We start from the raw sequence: 14,664 nt of genomic DNA on the forward strand, positions 1-14,664 counted from the left end.
GGAGAAAGCCCTCACCCGCGCCTTCGGCGCGACCTCTCCCGCAAGCGGGAGAGGTGAACGAACCGCGACAGCCAACTTAACCACGAGACATCAGTATCAGGAGATCTCGCGCGGCAGCTTCCAGTCGGGCCGCGGCGCGAAATTCTCCTCGATGCGCGCGACGTGATAGCCGGCGGGCAGGAGATTACCGCCCTCCTCGTCCGCGACGGGAACGTCGGTCACGAGGCCCTCGATCAGGGCAGCCTCCCACACTTCCTTTTCGGTCGGAAAGGGATCGCCGATCTGCTTGTTGCCTTCGAACAGCGCGTACATCGGTTCCGGTCCTCGCGTTGATCAAGCTCACGAGCAACGTATCGGCCGCACGCGCGTTCCCTCCCGGCAGATGACAAGGGATGGCACGTGAAACATGGCGCGCGTTCTGATCGGAACCTCCGGCTGGCACTACGCCTCCTGGCGCGGACCGTTCTTCCCGGAGGGCGTGACGCTGAAGCAGCAGCTCAGCTATTACGCCGGACAGTTCGACACCACCGAGCTGAACGGGGTGTTCTACCGCACGCCGACGCCCGAGGCGGTGCAAGGCTGGCGCGAGCAGACCGGGCGCGACTTCGTGTTCGCGTGGAAGGCGTCCAAGTTCATCACGCATTGGAAGCGGCTGTCGGAGCGCTCCGTCAACAGCCTCGAGCTGCTGGAGGACCGCATTTCGCGGCTCGGCGGCAAGGCCGGCCCGATCCTGTTCCAGCTGCCGCCGCAATTCGAGGCGAACGCCGACCGGCTCGCCTCCTTCTTCAAGCTGCTGTCGCGGAAGCGGCGTTACAGTTTCGAATTCCGTCATCCGAGCTGGTACCAGCCACGCATCCTTCGCATGCTGTCCGAGGAGAACATCTCGCTGTGCCTGTCCGACCATCACGATGCGCCTAGCCCGTGGAAGCGCACAGCTGATTTCGTCTATGTGCGCGGACACGGGCCGGGCGGACGCTATCACGGGCACTACACCAAGGCCGCGCTGGCGCAATGGGCCAAGCGCATCAAGTCGTGGAAGCGGCAGGGCTGCGACGTCTACGTCTATTTCGACAACGACCAGAAGAGCGCCGCGCCGGCCGATGCAAAGGCGCTGAAGCAGCTGCTGTGACGCCTAAGCGCGATGAAATGGGGCTCGATCGCGCAACGATGAAGGTGCGCTCCCTCTCCCGCTTGCGGGAGAGGGTTGGGGAGAGAGTGCTTCCGCAACGGGACAATCCCCTAGAGGAGAACACCCTCACCCGCGTCGCTTCGCGCCGCGACCTCTCCCGCAAGCGGGAGAGGTTGCACCGAACGCGTGGCAATCGATTCAACCCAAAACCATTCCGCGCTAGATGACACCGCCCTGCCGAAGCGCGGCGATCTCCGCCTCGTCATAGCCGAGCTCGGCGAGGACGCGATCAGTGTGCTCGCCGAGCGTCGGCGGGCGGCTTGCGATCTTGCCCGGCGTTTCCGACAGCCGCACCGCGGCGCGCGACACCGGTGCCTGTTTCGGCAGGCCGGGATAATCGACGTCCTGCATGAAGCCGGCGGCACGGATGTGCGGGTGATCCAGCGCCTGTTGCGGTGAGAGCACCGGGCCGGTCGGGATCATCGCCTGGCCAAGCGCGTCGACGGCGTCCTGCGTTGTACGCTCGGCGCACCAGCGCGCCATCCGCTCGCTGATGATCGCTCCGTTGTTGCCGCGGCTGATGTCGTCGGCAAAGCGCGGATCGTTCAGCCAAAGCTCCTCCTCGCCCATCAGCCTCGCCCAGCGCTTGAACAGCGGATGGCCGGTGACCTGGCACAGCACCCAGCCGTCCTTGGTGCGGTAGATGTCGGCTGGTGCCGAGGTCTGGCCGAGATTGCCTGTCGGCACGCGGTTGACGTCGATGACGGCCTGCTCGATCAGTGTCGCATTGGTGAAGGACAGAGCGGTTGCGAGCAGCGCGCCCTCGACGATCTGTCCGCGCCCGGACTTGCCGCGCTCGATCAGAGCGGCGAGTGTGCCGAACGCGCAATGCAGCGCGGTGCCGAAATCGACCCAGTTCACCGCGGCCCGGTACGGCGGATCGCCCGCGCCCGTCATGTACACCGCGCCGGACATCACCTGCCCGACGCCGTCGAAACCGACGCGGTCGGACCAGGGCCCCGGGCCGCCGAACGCGGTCGCCGTGGTCAGGATGATGTCCGGCTTGATGGCCTTCAAGGAATCATAGTCGAGCTTCATGGCGCGCAAGGTCTGCGGCGGCAAATTGGCGACGACGACGTCCGCGGTGGCGACCAGGCGCCGCATCACCGCCTGCCCCTCCGGCTTCATCGGATCGAGCGTGATGCACTTCTTGTTGCGATTGATCTGGAGAAACAGCGCGCCTTCGCCGCCCTCGCCCACCGGCGCCACGAAACGGTCTTCGCTGCCCTCGCGCTTCTCGACGCGGATGACCTCGGCCCCGAACTCGGCCAGCAAGGTCGCGCAATAGGGCCCTGCGATATAGCGCCCGAAATCGAGCACGCGCACGCCCTCCAAAACTCCTCCCATCGCACCCTTCCCTGTTGTTTTGGAGAGCTTACAGGGACTGGCCCGCACGGCAAGATCGCGGCGAGCATGGGGCTTTGCCGCCGGCCGCGTTGCGAGCCCGGCTATCGCAGGACGGAATTTCCCGCGACCTGACTCCCGCCCCGGGCACGGCCGATCGCCTCGGTGATCACCTTGCGGTCGCCGTAAAGCGCTCGAATGTCCGTTACTGGCGTTTCCGACGCTTGGACGGCGTAATGCCAGCTCCACTTTGCCGCCGCGCGAAGTCGACGAACGCCTTGAACGCGGCGGTCGGGTTGCGGCGGCTCGGATAATAGAGGCTCAACGGCGACCGAGTGGGAGTCCAATCCTCAAGCACGCGCACCAGGCGGCCTGCCTCGATGTCGTCTCGCACGTCGGACTCCATCGCGAGGGTGAGACCGACGGAAGCGAGTGCGGCGGTGCGTGCGAGGCTCGCTTCATCGAGGGTGATGGGGCCCTGGACGTCGATGTGGACCGATTGTCCGTCCTTCTCGAACGGCCAGCGGTAGATCGCGCCATCGGGAAGCCGGACGCGGAGACAGGAATGCCCGGCAAGATCCTGAGGGATCAGGGGCGTCCCATGCGTTTTCAAATAGCTCGGCGTGCCCACGACGACACTTCGCCGCCCGACACCCAACGGGATCGCGATCATGTCGGCCGGTACGAGGTCGGCACTTCGGACGCCGAGGTCGAAGCCGCCCGCGACAATGTCCACCAGGCGGCCCTCCGTGACGATATCGATGTGGACCTGTGGATGCACGCGCAGGAACGGTAGGACGAGCGAACTGAAGATCTCCCGCGCCGCCGTCGGAAACGCGTTGATGCGCAGCGTGCCCGACGGCACCGCCTGCTGAGAGCGCGCAACCTCCATCGCCTCATGAATGTCCTGCACGGCCGGAGCGACTTGCGCGACGAACCGTTGGCCTGCCTCGGTCAACGAGACACTTCGCGTCGTCCGGTTGAAGAGCCGGACGCCGAGCGTACGCTCCAGCTTTCCCACCGCATTGCTGAGCGCAGTCGTCGAAACTCCGAGCTCGAGCGCTGCCGTCCGAAACTTGCCCCGGCGCGCCACCATGAGAACTGCGTCCAATTCCGTCAGGCCACTTTGCACTATTATCCCGTCTTTCGTGATGAGGCATCCCGAATTGTCCTGATTATCGCGCGAGCTGTCCACCGCTATTTTGGCTGGCAGCTGCACTTGCAGCCGCTCCCGGCAACGCCCGCAGTAAAAAGGACAAGACATGACGCTCGAACTTCCATCCCCGATTGCCGCGTATGTGGCCGCGAACGCCCGCCTGGATGTTGACGGCATGCTGGCCTCCTTCGCCGCCGAGGCCGTCCTTCGCGATAACGGCGCCGTTCTTCGCGGGGCCGCCGAAATCAGGTCGTTACTTGAAGAGGCGGTCGTCGGAGCGAAGGCGATCTTCACACCCGACACCGTCCGCCACGAGGGCGGTCAGGTCGTCGTCGAGGGCCCCGGCCATGGCGACTTCAAAGGCAGCCCGATCCGCTTCACCTACCGCTTCACCCTCGAAGACGACGCCATCAAGGCCCTGGAGATCACGGCATGACCATCAAGGCTGATCCGACCGAGTTCGCAGGAAAGCGCGTGCTCATCAGCGGTGGCACCAAGGGTCTGGGCCGCGCCACCGTCGACCGCTTTCTGGCCGGCGGCGCCCGGATCATCACCGCCGCCCGCGGAGAACTGGAGCCCATCGATGGCGTCGAATTTGTCCAGGCGGACCTGACGACGGCTGAGGGCGGGGCAAGCCTGGCCAAAGCGGCGGTCGAGCGTCTGGGAGGCGTCGACATCCTGGCCCATGTGCTGGGAGGCTCGGCCACGCCGGGTGGCGGCTTCGTCGCCCTGTCGGACGACCATTGGCTGTCCGAGCTCAACCTGAACCTCCTGGCCACAGTCCGTCTCGACCGGCTGCTGATTCCGCAGATGATCGAGCGAGGCCATGGCGCGGTGGTGCACGTCACCTCCATCCAGTCGGTCTTGCCGCTTCCCGACGCGACCACCGCCTACGCGAGCGCCAAGGCCGCGCTCCGGACTTACAGCAAGTCCATCTCCAAGGAGCTGGGTCCCAAGGGCGTGAGGGTCAATGTCGTCTCTCCCGGCTGGATCATGACCGAGGGGACCGATCTATTTCTCGAGCGCATCCAAGCCGCCAACGGTGGCACTATCGAGGACGCGCGCCAACTGGTGCTGGCCGGCCTCGGTGGCATTTCCATCGGTCGAGGCGCCGAACCCCTAGAGGTCGCCGACCTCATCGCCTACTTGGCCTCGGATCGCGCCGCTTCGATCCACGGCGCTGAGTTTGTCATCGACGGCGGCACCGTCCCGACCGTTTGATCAAACAGGCTCGTCCACGCTAGGCCGAACTGGCCTAGCGTGGACAGACGCCATGGCCCGATTGTCTGCTTTTCGAGACATAACAGACACATCGCGAGTTGCGCACAGAGCGGTTAGGAGATTGTGCACATATCTTTGTTTGGAAGCAGGACCTCTGTTGCCGCGCACCGGCTGGAGGGCGCGCGGCAACACTCGGCTTCAGGGCTTGAACACGAAGCCCGGCTTAATCGCGACGTCTGCAGGAATGGGCTGCAGATCGGAGAACAGGTCCGGATAGGTATTCATCACATTGAGGATGAATTTCGGCTCGATGTGCTTGTTCACGTCGAACACCGACTTGATCACGCCGAGCCGATGCAGCGTATCCTGCGCCTTCCAAAGCGCGCGATAATTGTGCGCGGAAATGCGGCGATCCACCTGCTGGATGTTGTACTGCATCGCGGTCTCCGCCACGTCGAGCTTCAACCCCGGAATCCAGCGCGTGCCGATGGATGCGGCTTGCTTGGGGTTCTTGCGCATCCACTGGTCGGCCTCCGACACAGCTGCCAGGAATTTCTCGATCGTCGCCCCATTCTTCTCCACCCAAGGCCGCAGCGCGACATTGAAACCGAGATAGGAGATGACGTCACCGCCGCGGATCACCTCGACAGCCCCAGGCACATCCTTCATCGCAATCACCGGTGCCGGGTCCCAGCACACAAATGCATCCACGCCCTTGGCGAGTAGCGCCACGCTCATTTCCGGCGGCGGCGTGTTGATCAGCGTCACGTCACTCGTCGCGAGGCCCGCCTTTTCGAGCAAGCCGAGAATGTAGAGATGGTTGATCGTGCCGAAGGAGGTCGCGATCTTCTTGCCCTTGAGGCTTTTCAGGTCGCCTTTGACGATGCCGGAGTCGCCGTTGGCAATGAGGGCGAGCGTGGCATCGGATCCAAGCTTCGTGGCGCTGCCGCTGAAGTTGCCGAAGAAAACCAGGTCCATGTTGCGTAGAATTGCGCCGATGGACGGGACGCCGGCTTGCACCATGTCGGTTTCACCGGCCTGCAAGGCATTGAGCGCATCGACGCCGGTTGCGTATGGGCGAGCGATGGTGACGTCGAGCCCGTGCTTTTCGAAAAAGCCGCGCTCCAGTGCAATCGGCAGCGCCAGCATGTCCACCGCTGCCACCATGCCGACCTTGAGTTTTATGGGATCCTTGGCTTGCGCCATTGCCAATGACGGCAGCAGCAACAAGGCGCAGAGAAGCATCGCAAGTCGTCGCATTTGTGTCATCCTCCCGGTTGAAGCGGCTCGATGCGCGTCACCCAGTAAGGTCGGGCGACGGTCGTCAAGTCCGCTCGTTTCACTCCTCGAACTTCAACGGATTTTTCTTGTGTTCCGGATACCCGGCCGTACGTCTGCATCAGCTGAACGTGAAAACGTTCAGGTTCGAACGGCAGCACGACGAGGATATTCACCTTGTCCGAGCCGCCGGCGAAGTTCGCGATCTTGCGCGGTGCGGCGATGGTCAGCCAAAGCTGCCAGGCCAGATAGCCGAGCGCCACCGCCATGAGGATGTGCGCCTTTCGCGATCGAAGGGCATCTTTCAACATGGCTCACGCCGACCGCACGAGTTGAAGGACGCGGTTCGACAATTCCTTGAACCGCGCATCATCGTTCAGAGCGTCCCATGATCGTGGCCGTGGCAAGTCAACGGCAATATCATCGAGCACGCGTCCCTTCGACAGCGCGACCACCCGGTTGGCGAGAAACACGGCTTCTGCCACGTCATGCGTGATGAAGATGACCGTCGGCCGCTTCTCCTGCCAGATCCGCGTCAGTTCTTCCTGGAGCGTCATGCGGGTCTGGGCGTCGACGCTCGCGAACGGCTCATCCATCAGCAGCACGTCCGGTTCGTTCGCCAGCGCACGCACCACGCCGACGCGCTGCTGCATGCCGCCCGACAATTCGGCGGGATAACGCCCGGCTGCCTCGGTCAGCTTGGCGAGCGCCAGATATTCATGCGCGATCTGCTCGCGTTCGACCTTGCGGACGCCGCGCATCTTCGGACCGAAGGCGACATTCTCGAGCACGGTTCGCCAGGGAAACAAGGCGAAGGATTGGAACACCACGCCGCGGTCGGGGCCTGGCCCCTTGACCGGACGGCCGCCAACCAGGATCTCGCCGCCCGTGTACGGGATGAAGCCCGCGATCATGTTGAGGATCGTCGTCTTGCCGCAGCCCGAAGGACCGACGATGCAGACGAACTCGCCCTGCTCCACCTTCAACGACACGTCATGCACTGCGGTAACGTTGGTGCCGGCATAGGGGTCGAAATACGTCTTCGACAGGTTGCGGATAGTCAGATCCTTCATCGCGTCACCAGCCCCCACCGCTGTCCCGTCGCCCGCTCGATCGGTGCCAATATCCAGCTGTCGACGATGTACCAGAGAATTCCCAGGATGATCATGCCGAGCAGGATCTCGACGACAGACCCGGAGCGGCGCGCGTCGAACATCAGAAATCCGATACCGCTGGTGCCGACGATAATCTCGGTTGCGATCAGAGCGCGCCAGCCATAGCCGAGCCCGTTGCGCAGACCGGTCACGATGTTGGGCAGCGCGCCCGGCAGCACCACTTCCCACAGCATGCGAATGCGCGAGGCGCCCAGGCTCTGGGCCGCGCGATGCAGGGTGATGGGGATCGAGCGCACGCCCAGCACCGTGTTAAGGACAACGGGGAAGATGACCGTGTAGACGATGACGACCGTGATGGTCGTAAGGCCATAGCCGAACCAGATCACCAGGATCGGCAGCCAGGCGATATCGCCGATGGCCTGAAAGAACAGGAGCAGCGGCCACAGCGCCGTACGCGCGCGCTTATTGAGACCTACCAGGATTCCAAGCGGAATGCCGAGGGCGACGCCCCAAAAGGCACCGACGGCCAGGCGTACGATGCTGTCCTGGAGGTACGCCGGAAGGATGCCCGTATAGACCAGCGATCCGAACGAGCGCACGACCTCCACCGGTCCAGGAAGGAACACGCGCGGGAATATTTGCAGCTCTGTTACGATCCACCACGCCGCGACCACCGGAATGAAGGGAGCGATGGACGCGATCGACGGCCAGCGCGCCGCCAGGCGAACGCAGTGGCTCCACATCTTGAGTAGAAACTGCTTCATGCGCGCTGCACCATGCCCCAGCGTTCGATGGTGGCGCGTTCGATGGGTGCCAGGACCAGCCGGTCGAGCAAGAGCCAAAGTACGCCGATCACGATCATGCCAAGCACGATCACTTCCGTTCGATAGAAGTCGCGCGCCACGAACAGCATGTAACCGAGGCCCACATTGGTGGCGATCATCTCGGCGGCGATCAGCCCGCGCCAGGCAAAGCCCAGTCCGGTGCGTATGCCGGTGACGATGTTGGGAAGCGCCCCCGGCAGCAGCACCTCGGTCAACATCGCCCATCGTCCCGCACCGAGCGATGCGGCCGCATTGCGCACCTGCAATGGAATGGTCGATACGCCGAGCAGCGTGTTGTACGTCACGATGAAGAACACGGCATTGAAGATCACGAAGGTGATGGCGCCGAAGCCATAGCCGAACCATAGCGTCGCGATCGGGATCCATGCGATGCCAGCCAGCACCGAGAAGAACCTGAACAGGGGCGTCAGGAAGCTCGAGATGATCGGGCTCACGCCCATCGCGACGCCCAAGGGAACGGCGATCAAGAGCGCGAGCACCGTGCCGACGGCGACGCGCAACAGGCTTGCACCGATGTGCCGAATGAGGGTGCCATCTTCTACTCCCTCAATTCCAGCCTGGACCACAGAGGAGAGGTGAGGAAACAGCCGGGGATTGACGTCGAAATACGGGATGAAAACGGCCCATAGAACGAGGAGCACCATAAAGGGCGCGCAGAACCAAAGTGCCGAAGAGAGCCTCCACAGCATCACGCTTGCCTCAGGGTACGGCTGCCGCTTGGCCTGGCATTCCGCCGAACGGCGCCTACACTTTTCTTGGACAGTTGGGAGTGGGTCAAACCAAGAACTCGCTCCATGGCTTTGCGGGCTTTGTTCGCATCGCCTTCGTCGATGGCACGAGCAACGGCAGCGTGGTTTGGGATGTTGTCCTCGAACCAACCAGCAACGCTATCAACAGCGACAACAAACACAGCGCTCAGGATCGTGTCGATCGCACCGCGAAAGCCCTGCAGCACCGGATTGTGCGTTGCGTCTAGGATAGCGAGGTGAAAAGCCTTGTCCGCGGCCGTTGCGGCAGCCTGATTGTCGGATTCTTCCATCGCCCTCAGCGCTGCATTGATCCGTTGCCGGTCCTGCCTGGTGGCGCGGGTCGCCGCGAGCGCAGCAGCGGCTGGCTCGATGATCGAGCGTACTTCCTGAATAGCCAGCAGCAGCTCACGGTCGAGCTGATCCTCACCGACTAGCCAGTTCAACACATCACGATCAAGAAGACTCCAGTCGCGCCGCGGCAACACGTGAGTGCCGTGGCGCGGCCGCACGCTGACGAGTCCCTTCCCTGCAAGCATTTTGATCGCTTCACGAACCACGCCGCGGCCAACGCCAAAGCGGATTTCGAGCTCGTTTTCGGGAGGCAGGACCGCGCCGGCCGGGATGATCTCTTGAGCGATCTCGCGGCCGAGCGTTGTCAGCACCGCGTGGATGCGGCCCGGCTTCAAACGCTTCTCGGTGGATTTGACGCGTTTAGCGTTCGACAATCCGTTCACTCCCGACCGCCGGCTCTTGGGCTGGCTGGTATGTTCAGGCCATACACCGATTTTGTTGAGCTCGCAATCATCCGATGTTAAATGTCCGATGAATAAAAATGTTTTGCGGCGCAACAATTTCGCCAGCCGGGAGGAGTTCGCTATGTCGACCATTGGATATCTGACGACAACAATATTCGATCACGGTGCCATCAAGAGCCTGCCGACCGAGCTGGCGGCACTCGGAATTCGTCGGCCGCTGCTCGTCACGGACGCCGGCGTGCAGCGCGCCGGCATTGCAGCGCAGGTCTTGGCTCATCTCGATCCGACGACCATTGCGATCTTCAATGGCACGCCGCCGAATCCGACTGAAGAAGCAGTCCTTGAAGGCGTCGCCTCCTTCCGCCAAAGCGGTTGCGATGGCGTGATTGCGCTCGGCGGCGGTTCGCCGATGGACCTCGCCAAGGGCGTAGCCTTGGCCGCCACCCATGAGGGGCCGCTGGAGCAATATGCGGCAGTCCTTGGTGGCGTCGGCAAGATCACCGAGAAGGTCGCGCCCGTGATCGCCATTCCGACCACTGCAGGAACTGGCAGCGAGGTCGGCCGCGGAGCTTTGATCAATCTGACCAACGGATCGAAGCTGGCGTTGATCAGTCCCCACTTGATACCGAAACGGGCGATCTGCGATCCTGAACTCACGGTGGGACTGCCGCCATTGTTGACGGCGGCGACCGGCATCGATGCGCTCACGCATTGCATCGAGACGTTCCTGTCGCCGTTGGTCAACCCGCCGGCGGAAGCGATCGCGCTCGACGGTGCGAAGCGTGCTTGGCACTTCATCCAGCGCGCCGTGACAAACGGCGCCGACCGCGAGGCGCGTTGGGAAATGATGATGGCCGCACTCGAAGGCGGGCTCACGTTTCAGAAAGGGCTCGGCGCAGTGCACTCGCTTTCTCACGCCGCCGGCGCATTGCGCTCACCGACGCTCCATCACGGTATGCTGAACGGCGTGTTCCTGCCGCACATCCTGCGCTTCAGCGCGCAAAGCGTCGGGAACAAGTACGAAAAGCTCAGCGATGTATTCGGCATTTCGCGCGAAACCGACCTCGCCGCAGCAGTGTTCGCTCTCGTTCAATCGTTGAAGCTACCGGTCACGCTCGGTGAAATTGGTTTTGAGGCTCGGCATATTCCTCAAACAGTTGTCCGGGCGTTAGCCGACCACTCAAACGCCACCGCTCCGCGAAAAGCGTCTGCAGAAGAATTCGAGGGCTTGCTGCGTGCGGCGCTCTGAGACTTATCCCTGAGCAGCCAGGGGCGGAGGGTAGTTACTCCAAGCCGAAGATGGTACAACGGGGTTCCCTTTTCGGCCGCCTTCCGGCATAGTTGGGCATGGCAAAAATAAAAGTGAACTTCAAACCAATTCGAAAATCCGAGGGCGACTGGGCTATCATCGCCGAGTACCCCGGCGCAGAAGCGCGAGAGATTACGGGCTTCACAAGCAAAGCCGAAATTGACGAATGGATGAATGGAGAGCGTCGGATCGCTTGGCTCCGATCACAGGGTTACGCGAAGTGACTCGATGAACCCTTCAGGCGGCGTCAGGTGCTTCTGGCGTGGCTGAAGGTGTGGACTCTTGCATGATTCCGGCCCCCTCAACATGCGTCGGCGTTATCAGACGAGTGGGCCATGATCGACGAGTGCAAGGTTCCTACGCAAACGGCGGGACCTCGACCAGCGTTCCGATCAATCGCAACAACGCTTGCTGTTCGGGTCCCTTCCCATCGCGCAAGAACTCGCCCAGCTCGATATGAGACAGCCGGCCACCAGAGGGCGCATTGGGCTGGTGGATGATGAAAGCGTAACCGTTTGTGGGCTCGCGTGCGACGAACCATGCGTCCCCGTTTGGGCTCCGATAGAGCTCCCGCCGGTCTGACATTCTTCCTCCCTGCTGCCTCTAGGCACTGTCTGATGAACGCTTGCGGGAAAGCTATGAGATCAGTGAAAATACGAAAGCTGATCTTCCGTAACCACGCGCTCGATGTTCTCGGACCTGCACTTGATGCGGTATCTCACCCGTCCATCGGACTCGATCGGCATGCACTGCACGATCGTGTAGATCTTTGGCGCTTCGGTTGCGGCGCGTCCCTGCGGACCCTGAGTTTGGTGCCGAACCTCTTCATTTAGCTTGTAAGCGTATGACATATTCTCTCTCTCGACGTTTGCGCGTCTATCGGCGATCTCGCTAGTCTTCAAGAATGGATTTTGTCGCCTCGAATATCTGTTCCGCTGTGCCCTTGATCGTGCCCTTCGCCCAAGCTTGAAACACCGTGACGTATGCGTTCTTGTAAGCTGCTTCGTCCGCGGAGAAGTAGACTTCGTCCGTTGCAGTGTCCAAGACAAGCGCTCCTGTATCGATACAAATCTCCTCGATCAGGACCATACGTTCTTCTTGAACGGCCAGATGACGTTTTACGATGCTCATTGACTCTCCTGCTCTCGGCACTGAGAAATCACGTTCCCGATGCGGCTGGTGAACATGCTGACGTCGTGCACCGAACACAGGCGCAACAGGAGGGCGCAGTCGTGCGCCGCTCTTCGATCTTTTGCCTGCTCGATTGAAAAACCCCGCCCCGATACCTCGGGAGCGGGGCAGGACCACAAGCTCTACCAGTACATCCGTGGCTAGAGCGACAGGTCTGTCGTGCTGTCAACTAAGCAGCACGGAGATTTTCGGCAGCGGACTTGCCCGTACGACGGTCTGCGACGACATCGTAAGACAGCGTCTGACCTTCCGTCAGAGTTCCCATACCGGCGCGTTCGACCGCGCTGATGTGAACGAAGACGTCGTTGGTGCCGTCTGATGGCTGGATAAAGCCGAAGCCCTTTTGGGTATTAAACCACTTAACTGTACCGGTGTTCATCAGGTTTTCCTTAAACGCGCAGGACCCGGCGCGCGGAGTTGCGGCCAGCCGTCCGGTTAGTCGATGATGGAGAATGTCTGAAACGTGCGCGCGTCAGGATCTGAGGCGAAAGCGGAACAGTTGTTCGGCCAGTATCGATACGTAACACAGTACACTAGCAGTTGACAGACTTCAAGAAGAAAGCCGGCGGCGCGTCATACAAGGCGGGGGTCGTTCACAAAGGAAATTGGCCAACTCTGCGGGCCCAAGTGCTCGGCGACACGAAACTCATGCAGGGGTTCGAGAAGTCGCGCGTGTAACGCGGGCGCGTACTTGAGGGAACTCACATGAAGATGGGTTGCTTGCAATCGCCGCGGCAGCAACGCTCCTCATCGGAACGGTTATGCAGGCGCGCGCCCGCTATCGCATCGCGAACAGCTCCTGATGAAACCGCCGCCCGACAGGGAATCCGTGTGCGCCGAAGTCTCGCTTGAGCGCTTCACCGAAGGCAGGCGGACCGCAGAACCAGATGCTCGCGTTGCGCCATTCCGGTACGGCTTCGCGAATGCGTTCGCCGGTCAATCGTCCATCACGCGCGTCGACGAGAACTTGCAGCCGGACATCGGCTGACCGCGCATCCGCCGCGAGCTTGCCGAGAGCTTCCTCGTCGACGTCAGCCGTGGTGTGAAACAGGTCGACCGGCTGCGCCACGGTGCAATTCGGAGCATCCTGCGGAATCGTCATCTGCTTCATGCGAGCGACGAAAGGCGTGATACCGATGCCCGCTCCGATCCAGATCTGACGCGAGCAATCATCGTCGAACGTGAAGCAGCCATAGGGCCCTTCGACCTTCACCTCCTGTCCGACATGGAGCGTCTGCCGCAGCCGGCTGGTGTGGTCCCCGAGTTCCTTGGTGATGAACTTGATCCTCGGATACTCGGCGCGCCAGCAGGAGGCAATCGTATAAGGATGCGCGCCTTCCGAAGCATCCGACGTGGCGAAAGCGAACTGCCCCGGTCTATGGCCCGGCCAGCCATGCGGGACTTCGATTTCCGTTTCGATGGCTCTGACGCCGGGATAATATTCGAGAAAGGTGATCCTGCCCTTGACCTGGCGGCCGGCCCCAATCCGCCGCAAGAGCGCAAGAGCCGCCGCCCATGCACCGAAGGCAAGCAGCGCCGCCACGATCCCTCCGAGCGGAGACATCCAATAGCTGAACTTCATCAGCGCGACCGCGTGAAAGACCAGCACCAGGTAAGCAACGGCGAGCAGCCGGTGGGTCTTGTAGAAGAGCCGGTAGGGGAACACCCGAACGAGCGCCAGAACGAGCAGCACCACAGCGCCGTAGAAAGCCCACTCGCCCAGCCCCTCCGCCGGTCCACGCAGGCCGGCAAGGAATGCCTCGATCGGATTTTCGATGGCCGGCCGTGCACCGCGCTCCGGTCGCGCCAGCAACCTCAGGCCGACCGCCCATTTCGGGCCGCTGGCCCACAGCCAATGCACGATGGCAATCACCAGGGCCGCGATGCCGAGCCATTTGTGCAAGCGGTACATCTTGTCGAGGCCGCCAAGCCATGCCTCCGGCCAGCGTGGTCGCATGGCGAGAATCATGGCCAGGCTCATGCATCCGATGGCCAGGACGCCGCTCAGCTGCACCATTCTCTCGCGAAGTGGAAAGAATGAGCCCGGGCCCAACGGCTGGTGCTCCACCAGCAGCCACAACGCGACCAGAACCGCCAGACAGCCCCAAAATGCCCGTTTGAGATTCTGCATGGGCTCTCTCATCCGATATCGACGCGACGAACTGCCTGGACAATCGAGTCGATCCGGCTGCACCGCATTGAGGTGCCTCAACGCGTCACCGAACCGGCGAGAAGGAGCAGACCGACTGCTGCATGCCGCAAGTCTAGGCCGGCGAGACCACGGCCTCGTAGATGTCCTCCTCCTGGGCGGTGTGCATGCGAACCAATGTCTCGATCGCCTCGATGACGCGCTGGGCATCGCGAACGAGATAGCGGTCGATCTTCTCCGACGGCAGATCTTCCACGATGCGGTCGAGCAGTCGCGCCAGATGCAATATCTCGCGATGCGCGCGGCTCATGGCGGAGAGCCCGTGACGGTCGCGCAGCACTTCCGTGAGCTTCGGATAGACGC

General features: G+C 62.2%; 17 protein-coding genes. 4 read left to right on the forward strand and 13 right to left on the reverse strand.

Translation table 11 applies throughout. The annotated features are described in order from the left end of the window. Positions 1 to 96: 96 nt before the first annotated feature. A complete protein-coding gene (locus JHD07_RS06315; protein WP_291620148.1) occupies positions 97 to 312 on the reverse strand; it encodes a hypothetical protein in 216 nt (71 codons plus the stop codon). A gap of 94 nt (positions 313 to 406) precedes the next feature. On the opposite strand from JHD07_RS06315, the gene JHD07_RS06320 reads away from it, so the two are divergent. Continuing rightward, positions 407 to 1,129 (forward strand): DUF72 domain-containing protein, encoded by a 723-nt coding sequence (locus JHD07_RS06320; protein WP_291620150.1) that lies wholly within the window; start codon positions 407 to 409, stop codon positions 1,127 to 1,129. 219 nt (positions 1,130 to 1,348) lie between these two features. On the opposite strand, the gene JHD07_RS06325 is transcribed toward JHD07_RS06320, so the two are convergent. Both JHD07_RS06325 and JHD07_RS06330 read right to left on the reverse strand, forming a co-directional pair. Further along, positions 1,349 to 2,536: a CoA transferase gene (locus tag JHD07_RS06325; RefSeq protein WP_291620153.1), complete on the reverse strand. Its 1,188-nt coding sequence runs from the start codon at positions 2,534 to 2,536 to the stop codon at positions 1,349 to 1,351. 202 nt (positions 2,537 to 2,738) lie between these two features. Beyond that, a complete protein-coding gene (locus JHD07_RS06330) occupies positions 2,739 to 3,668 on the reverse strand; it encodes a LysR family transcriptional regulator (protein ID WP_291620192.1) in 930 nt (309 codons plus the stop codon). Between the two features lie 196 nt (positions 3,669 to 3,864). Between JHD07_RS06330 and JHD07_RS06335 the strand changes: the two genes are divergently transcribed. After that, positions 3,865 to 4,125, forward strand: coding sequence for a nuclear transport factor 2 family protein (locus JHD07_RS06335; protein WP_291620155.1), 261 nt, complete (start codon positions 3,865 to 3,867; stop codon positions 4,123 to 4,125). Next, the gene (locus tag JHD07_RS06340; RefSeq protein ID WP_291620157.1) at positions 4,122 to 4,910 is read left to right on the forward strand and encodes an SDR family oxidoreductase; all 789 of its coding nucleotides are present in this window, start codon (positions 4,122 to 4,124) and stop codon (positions 4,908 to 4,910) included. Before JHD07_RS06335 ends, JHD07_RS06340 begins: the two co-directional genes overlap by 4 nt. A gap of 198 nt (positions 4,911 to 5,108) precedes the next feature. On the opposite strand, the gene JHD07_RS06345 is transcribed toward JHD07_RS06340, so the two are convergent. Genes JHD07_RS06345 through JHD07_RS06370 form a run of 6 tightly spaced genes read right to left on the reverse strand, consistent with a single transcriptional unit; the run spans position 5,109 to position 9,622 of the window. Further along, the gene (locus JHD07_RS06345; protein ID WP_291620159.1) at positions 5,109 to 6,140 is read right to left on the reverse strand and encodes an ABC transporter substrate-binding protein; all 1,032 of its coding nucleotides are present in this window, start codon (positions 6,138 to 6,140) and stop codon (positions 5,109 to 5,111) included. 35 nt (positions 6,141 to 6,175) lie between these two features. After that, complete coding sequence (locus tag JHD07_RS06350; RefSeq protein ID WP_291620160.1) at positions 6,176 to 6,499, reverse strand: hypothetical protein; 324 nt, start codon at positions 6,497 to 6,499, stop codon at positions 6,176 to 6,178. 3 nt (positions 6,500 to 6,502) lie between these two features. Further along, positions 6,503 to 7,261, reverse strand: a complete 759-nt coding sequence (locus JHD07_RS06355) for an ABC transporter ATP-binding protein (RefSeq protein ID WP_291620162.1) — start codon at positions 7,259 to 7,261, stop codon at positions 6,503 to 6,505. Continuing rightward, a complete protein-coding gene (locus JHD07_RS06360; RefSeq protein ID WP_291620164.1) occupies positions 7,258 to 8,067 on the reverse strand; it encodes an ABC transporter permease in 810 nt (269 codons plus the stop codon). Before JHD07_RS06360 ends, JHD07_RS06355 begins: the two co-directional genes overlap by 4 nt. Next, positions 8,064 to 8,792, reverse strand: a complete 729-nt coding sequence (locus tag JHD07_RS06365; RefSeq protein WP_291620167.1) for an ABC transporter permease — start codon at positions 8,790 to 8,792, stop codon at positions 8,064 to 8,066. Before JHD07_RS06365 ends, JHD07_RS06360 begins: the two co-directional genes overlap by 4 nt. Positions 8,793 to 8,836: 44 nt before the next feature. Beyond that, positions 8,837 to 9,622, reverse strand: a complete 786-nt coding sequence (locus tag JHD07_RS06370) for an FCD domain-containing protein (protein ID WP_291620193.1) — start codon at positions 9,620 to 9,622, stop codon at positions 8,837 to 8,839. Positions 9,623 to 9,773: 151 nt separating this feature from the next. Here JHD07_RS06370 and JHD07_RS06375 point away from each other — a divergent pair, with 151 nt between their 5' ends. Further along, positions 9,774 to 10,901: an iron-containing alcohol dehydrogenase gene (locus JHD07_RS06375; RefSeq protein ID WP_291620169.1), complete on the forward strand. Its 1,128-nt coding sequence runs from the start codon at positions 9,774 to 9,776 to the stop codon at positions 10,899 to 10,901. A 951-nt stretch (positions 10,902 to 11,852) separates the two neighbouring features. Here JHD07_RS06375 and JHD07_RS06380 read toward each other — a convergent pair. The 4 genes from JHD07_RS06380 to JHD07_RS06395 form a co-directional block, all read right to left on the reverse strand. After that, a complete protein-coding gene (locus JHD07_RS06380; RefSeq protein WP_291620171.1) occupies positions 11,853 to 12,092 on the reverse strand; it encodes a hypothetical protein in 240 nt (79 codons plus the stop codon). A gap of 229 nt (positions 12,093 to 12,321) precedes the next feature. Next, positions 12,322 to 12,531, reverse strand: coding sequence for a cold-shock protein (locus JHD07_RS06385; protein WP_291620173.1), 210 nt, complete (start codon positions 12,529 to 12,531; stop codon positions 12,322 to 12,324). Positions 12,532 to 12,930: 399 nt separating this feature from the next. Further along, the gene (locus JHD07_RS06390) at positions 12,931 to 14,283 is read right to left on the reverse strand and encodes a ferric reductase-like transmembrane domain-containing protein (RefSeq protein ID WP_291620175.1); all 1,353 of its coding nucleotides are present in this window, start codon (positions 14,281 to 14,283) and stop codon (positions 12,931 to 12,933) included. A 133-nt stretch (positions 14,284 to 14,416) separates the two neighbouring features. Next, a partial coding sequence (locus JHD07_RS06395) for a hemerythrin domain-containing protein (protein WP_291620177.1) occupies positions 14,417 to 14,664 on the reverse strand: 248 nt, incomplete at its 5' end.

Source organism: Bradyrhizobium sp. (assembly GCF_016462955.1).
GTDB lineage: Bacteria > Pseudomonadota > Alphaproteobacteria > Rhizobiales > Xanthobacteraceae > Bradyrhizobium.

Excerpts from the sequence above, each read along its gene's own strand:
- JHD07_RS06320 (WP_291620150.1), top strand. The coding sequence starts at position 407 with ATGGCGCGCGTTCTGATCGGAACCTCCGGCTGGCACTACGCCTCCTGG.
- JHD07_RS06360 (WP_291620164.1), bottom strand. The coding sequence starts at position 8,067 with ATGAAGCAGTTTCTACTCAAGATGTGGAGCCACTGCGTTCGCCTGGCG.
- JHD07_RS06380 (WP_291620171.1), bottom strand. The coding sequence starts at position 12,092 with ATGAGCATCGTAAAACGTCATCTGGCCGTTCAAGAAGAACGTATGGTC.
- JHD07_RS06335 (WP_291620155.1), top strand. The coding sequence starts at position 3,865 with ATGCTGGCCTCCTTCGCCGCCGAGGCCGTCCTTCGCGATAACGGCGCC.
- JHD07_RS06390 (WP_291620175.1), bottom strand. The coding sequence starts at position 14,283 with ATGCAGAATCTCAAACGGGCATTTTGGGGCTGTCTGGCGGTTCTGGTC.
- JHD07_RS06365 (WP_291620167.1), bottom strand. The coding sequence starts at position 8,792 with ATGGTGCTCCTCGTTCTATGGGCCGTTTTCATCCCGTATTTCGACGTC.
- JHD07_RS06340 (WP_291620157.1), top strand. The coding sequence starts at position 4,122 with ATGACCATCAAGGCTGATCCGACCGAGTTCGCAGGAAAGCGCGTGCTC.
- JHD07_RS06375 (WP_291620169.1), top strand. The coding sequence starts at position 9,774 with ATGTCGACCATTGGATATCTGACGACAACAATATTCGATCACGGTGCC.
- JHD07_RS06355 (WP_291620162.1), bottom strand. The coding sequence starts at position 7,261 with ATGAAGGATCTGACTATCCGCAACCTGTCGAAGACGTATTTCGACCCC.
- JHD07_RS06385 (WP_291620173.1), bottom strand. The coding sequence starts at position 12,531 with ATGAACACCGGTACAGTTAAGTGGTTTAATACCCAAAAGGGCTTCGGC.
- JHD07_RS06350 (WP_291620160.1), bottom strand. The coding sequence starts at position 6,499 with ATGTTGAAAGATGCCCTTCGATCGCGAAAGGCGCACATCCTCATGGCG.
- JHD07_RS06315 (WP_291620148.1), bottom strand. The coding sequence starts at position 312 with ATGTACGCGCTGTTCGAAGGCAACAAGCAGATCGGCGATCCCTTTCCG.
- JHD07_RS06325 (WP_291620153.1), bottom strand. The coding sequence starts at position 2,536 with ATGGGAGGAGTTTTGGAGGGCGTGCGCGTGCTCGATTTCGGGCGCTAT.